Origin of the sequence: Devosia sp., from assembly GCF_041917035.1 — a bacterium.
Lineage (GTDB): Bacteria > Pseudomonadota > Alphaproteobacteria > Rhizobiales > Devosiaceae > Devosia_A.
This window is the reverse complement of the sequence record NZ_JAYRYM010000369.1, coordinates 1-2,670: the sequence shown is the minus strand read 5'-3', so window position 1 is coordinate 2,670 and position 2,670 is coordinate 1. Positions and strand designations below refer to the sequence as shown.

General features: G+C 68.4%; 3 protein-coding genes and 1 pseudogene. 2 read left to right on the top strand and 2 right to left on the bottom strand.

The window, feature by feature from the left end; translation table 11 throughout:
- Both glyA and ACE3TU_RS21165 read right to left on the bottom strand, forming a co-directional pair.
- Positions 1–570: pseudogene (gene glyA / locus ACE3TU_RS21170) on the bottom strand (serine hydroxymethyltransferase); the annotation flags it as partial.
- 114 nt (positions 571–684) lie between these two features.
- The gene (locus ACE3TU_RS21165; RefSeq protein WP_374627839.1) at positions 685–1,203 is read right to left on the bottom strand and encodes a histidine phosphatase family protein; all 519 of its coding nucleotides are present in this window, start codon (positions 1,201–1,203) and stop codon (positions 685–687) included.
- A 105-nt stretch (positions 1,204–1,308) separates the two neighbouring features.
- Between ACE3TU_RS21165 and ACE3TU_RS21160 the strand changes: the two genes are divergently transcribed.
- Positions 1,309–1,749, top strand: coding sequence for a BA14K family protein (locus ACE3TU_RS21160; RefSeq protein WP_374627838.1), 441 nt, complete (start codon positions 1,309–1,311; stop codon positions 1,747–1,749).
- Positions 1,750–1,865: 116 nt separating this feature from the next.
- On the top strand, positions 1,866–2,670 hold an 805-nt coding region (locus ACE3TU_RS21155), incomplete at its 3' end, for a DNA gyrase subunit A (RefSeq protein WP_374627837.1).

The following is a 2,670-nucleotide window of genomic DNA, read 5'->3' as shown; positions in this document are numbered from 1 at the left end:
GCGCGAATAGGCGGTACCGCCGGCGAGGATCAGCTTGGGCCGGTGCTCGCGGGCCTTCTGCGCTACCTCGTCCATGTCGAGCAGATGGTCGTCGCGGCGCACGCCATAGGAGACGACCTTGAACCACTTGCCGCTCATGTTGACCGGCGAGCCGTGGGTCAGGTGCCCCCCCGAGTTGAGGTCGAGCCCCATGAAGGTGTCGCCCGGCTGCAGCAGGGCGAGGAACACCGCCTGGTTCATCTGGCTGCCCGAGTTGGGCTGCACGTTGGCGAAGCCGGCGCCGAACAGCTGCTTGGCCCGCTCGATGGCGAGAGTCTCGGCGATATCGACGTACTGGCAGCCGCCATAGTAGCGCTTGCCCGGATAGCCCTCGGCATACTTGTTGGTCATGATCGAGCCCTGCGCCTCGAGCACGGCGCGCGACACGATGTTCTCCGAGGCGATCAGCTCGATCTCGTGCTGCTGGCGGCCAAGCTCGAGGGCGATGGCTTCGGCGATCTCCGGATCGGTCTCGGCGAGGGTGTTGGAGAAGAAGCGGGGAAAGAGCGGAAGGTTGGCGACGGCGCTCATTGGCGTCTCCCAGGACAGACCAGATGGGTGGTTCAGGCTTGCCCGCCTGTAGCACGCGGCCTGTGGCGAGTCCAAGCTCGGCAGTGCTCCGCCGACGCGGAGGCGCCGCGCTCCTCACTCCCTGGGTGGGCGCCAGAAGCCGAGCAAGCGACCGGTGCCTGGTGCGAGGTCCGACCAGCGCTCGATGGCGAAGGCAAAGGCTGCGATACCGCCGGTTGGATAGTCGAGAAGCGGCGTGCGGGTCGCCTCGCTCCGATCAGCGAGCAACCCGACCGCCGTGACGGCGGTGGCCGGATTGTGCCCCACAAGCATCAGGGCCGAAGCGGTGCCGCCCCGCGAGGCGAGAAAGGTCAGGTAGCCGTCGTCATCGCGCTGCTCGTAGATTTCGTCGTGCCACGACACCGCCTCGCGCACCGCAGCGGGCAAGGCGGGCAGTGCCAACTCGAGCGTTTCCCGGGTGCGGCGGGCGGTGGAGCAGAGCACCCGATCCGGCACGAGACCGGCGGCGGCAAGCTGCCGGCCGATCCACGCCGCCGCCTCCCGGCCGCGCGGCGCCAGGGGCCGGTCGAAATCGGCGAGGCCGGGGGTGTGCCAGGCGGACTTGGCGTGGCGAACGAGCACCAGGTTCAGCATGCGGGAGATCCTCGTGAACGGCCCGGCGCGGCCGATTGGCAACCAATCTGCCCGCCGGGGGTTCAGTGAACAAGCGTCAAGCCAACGACGAGAGTGGAGAGACCCATGCACAGGATCGCATCAGCTGCCATAGCCGCCGTACTCGCCGGCGCGATGGCCCTGCCCGCCCCCGCCGCCGCGCAGTCGGCATCGTTCAACCTCAGCTTCGGCCAGCAGGACCGCTTCGTCTGGCAGCGCTGCCGGGCCCACCCGCACTGGCGGGGCTGCGACGACTGGCGTCGCAACCATCATCGCTGGGGTCAGAACGATTATCGCAACTGGTACCGCTGGAACCGCCCGAACATCGGCAACTTCGCGGCAGGACTCTTCGGCTTTGCGCTCGGTGCGGCAGTGGGTCGCGGGTTCGACCGGGACGACCGCGACTGGCGCGGCGGCAGCGCCTGGGAGACCCACGTGGCGCGCTGCGAGGCCCGCTACCGGTCGTACGACCCGCGGACCGATTCCTTCCTCGGTTATGACGGCGACTATCACCGCTGTACCCTCTGAGCCCGACGGAGGCGCGGATCCCGCGCCTCCGCACGCCGTCGCGGGGACGCATCGGCAGCACGGCCGAGCCCGGTTGGCTATAGTGCCGCAATGATTCGCCCCGATCCCCACGCCCGATGAGCGACGACGAAACCCCGACAGCCGAAGGCGGTGCCGAACGCGTCGTCGACCTGAGGCAGGCGCTCGAGGAGCGCTACCTCAGCTACGCCCTGTCCACCATCACGCAACGCGCCCTGCCCGATGCCCGCGACGGGCTGAAGCCGGTGCACCGACGCATCATCCACGCCATGCGCCTACTCAGGCTGCAGCCGGACGAGGCCTACAAGAAATCGGCCAAGGTGGTGGGTGACGTCATCGGCAGCTTCCACCCGCACGGCGACCAGTCGATCTATGACGCGATGGTGCGGCTGGCGCAGGATTTCTCCATGCGCTACCCGCTGGTCGACGGCCAGGGGAACTTCGGCAATATCGACGGCGACGGCGCGGCGGCCTACCGCTACACCGAAGCGCGCATGACCGACGTGGCGATGCGGCTGCTCGAGGGCATCACCGAGAACGCCGTCGACTTCAAGCCCACCTATGACGGGAGCAATGACGAGCCGGTCGTGCTGCCGGCCAATTTCCCCAACCTGCTTGCCAATGGCAGCCAGGGGATCGCCGTGGGCATGGCCACATCGGTGCCGCCACACAATGTCGCCGAAATCTGCGATGCGGCGCTGCACCTGATCATGAATCCCTCGGCGGGCGTCGCCGAGCTGACCCAGTTCATCCCGGGGCCGGACTTTCCGACCGGTGGCATCCTGGTCGAGCCAAAGGGGTCGATCCTCTCGGCCTACGAAACCGGTCGCGGGTCGTTCCGGCTGCGGGCGCGCTGGGCGCGGGAGGACAAGGGACGGGGCGTCTACCAGATCGTCGTCACCG

Bases quoted from the DNA above. Each gene is read 5' to 3' on its own strand.
- ACE3TU_RS21165 (WP_374627839.1), bottom strand. From the start codon at position 1,203: ATGCTGAACCTGGTGCTCGTTCGCCACGCCAAGTCCGCCTGGCACACC.
- ACE3TU_RS21160 (WP_374627838.1), top strand. From the start codon at position 1,309: ATGCACAGGATCGCATCAGCTGCCATAGCCGCCGTACTCGCCGGCGCG.